Here is a 1,433-nt window from a genome sequence, read left to right on the forward strand (position 1 = left end):
TGGCCATATTGAATTCGAGCCTTTAGGCAAGTTGCTTGGTTCCTAACCAAGTGTTGATGGTGAAGCGGCTATCGGCAAGGGCTTGACTGGGACTAAACACAGGCAGGATTTCGTGCAGGCAACTGCTAGGGAAGAAGACGATGCTGTTGTTAGTTGGAATCACCTCATCATAGGTTCCATGGAGAATTGGCGGATGGGGCTTCTGCCTTTGAGTATCGTAAATACGCAGCTCACCCCCTCGGTAGGGCTTGGGCTCTTTGTGAAAATAGTACACACAGCTTACCTGACGAAAGGCTGTCTGGGGATAGGAATTATCGGTATGGGGAGTAAAGTAGCAGCCATCATAGCTAGCAATCATCTCCATCTCGAAGATTTGGATATCGAAGTTCTCGATGCCTAGCTCCACAAAGATTTGAGGAGCCACCGCCGCAATCTTCTCCCTCAGCAGGGATCCATACTCTTGAAAGTAAGCATAATCTAGGCGTAGAGAGCGGCGAAACTTGAGAGACTCAGCCTCAGTGTTGCTTTGGCTATAGCTTCTCGCAGGGATAAACTTATCTTGATGAGCGATGGCATGCTGCAAGATGGCTTGATTAACTTCAGCCGGCAGGAAGTTATCCAGCTTAACGTACTTACAAGGATAGAAGCGGGCTGGCTCCGGCGGATCCGGCTGGGAAAACGTGAGGGATACTGGGTTGGCATTCAGCAACAAGCCTGGGGCTAGTTCTCGAATGTAAGCCAAATCTTGCTCAGTTAAAGCTCTGTGTTGGGGATCCCAGCTCAAGAGATGGATCCCTTGGCTGAGCTTGGGAAAAGCTTTTTGCAGATGAAAAGCGGGATCCACCCCCATCAAGTCTAAGGTCGATTGGGCAAGGGATCCGTAGCGGCAGTGATCGACCAAGTACAGGGCCGGCTCAGCCAGGTAATCCCGCAGAAGCAGAGACTGGAGCAAATGGGTGCGATAGTCAACAAGCTCCGCCCAGAAGCAAACGCCAATTCGGGTATCGGGAAACCCTTCCCCCAAATCTGCCAGAAGAGCGGGGATGAATCCTTCGAGCAGCAAAACCCGTTCTTCTAACCCTAGCCGAAGGATCTGGGCTTGGAGATCTTCCGTGCTGGGCAATTTTTTAGAAGAATTCTGGAGCGGATCCCGTAGAATTACTGCTAACTTTTCCGAGTGGCGAACCATTGCCTCTAGCACAGCTCCTGAGTCTTCCCAGCCGATCTGACAAAAGATCTGCTGTTCAGGCATGCGACCTAGAGCCCAGTCTAATAGCTGAGCGAGACTCCCGACTTGCTCCAGCTCCGAAGCCAGCTCCTGAGCAAGGTCTTGGCACTGCATGGAAGGGATCCCTGGCGTTTCGTTCTCTCTAGCCTAATGTACCCGGATTCACCCCTAGTTCCCGCAGCTTTTGGGCCAGGTGCTCTGCTCG

Annotated in this window: 1 protein-coding gene; it reads right to left on the reverse strand. The window is 51.8% G+C overall.

Annotation, left to right across the window (positions count from 1 at the left end; all coding sequences use genetic code 11):
- Positions 1-22 precede the first annotated feature (22 nt).
- Positions 23-1,252, reverse strand: a complete 1,230-nt coding sequence (locus tag NW844_RS12800) for a 2OG-Fe(II) oxygenase (protein WP_414336198.1) — start codon at positions 1,250-1,252, stop codon at positions 23-25.
- Positions 1,253-1,433 lie beyond the last annotated feature (181 nt).

The organism is Synechococcus sp. H55.2 (assembly GCF_047462495.1).
Classification (GTDB): domain Bacteria; phylum Cyanobacteriota; class Cyanobacteriia; order Thermostichales; family Thermostichaceae; genus Thermostichus.

What these genes read in the sequence shown, in the direction of transcription:
- NW844_RS12800 (WP_414336198.1), bottom strand. Translation starts at nt 1,252, where the DNA reads ATGCCTGAACAGCAGATCTTTTGTCAGATCGGCTGGGAAGACTCAGGA.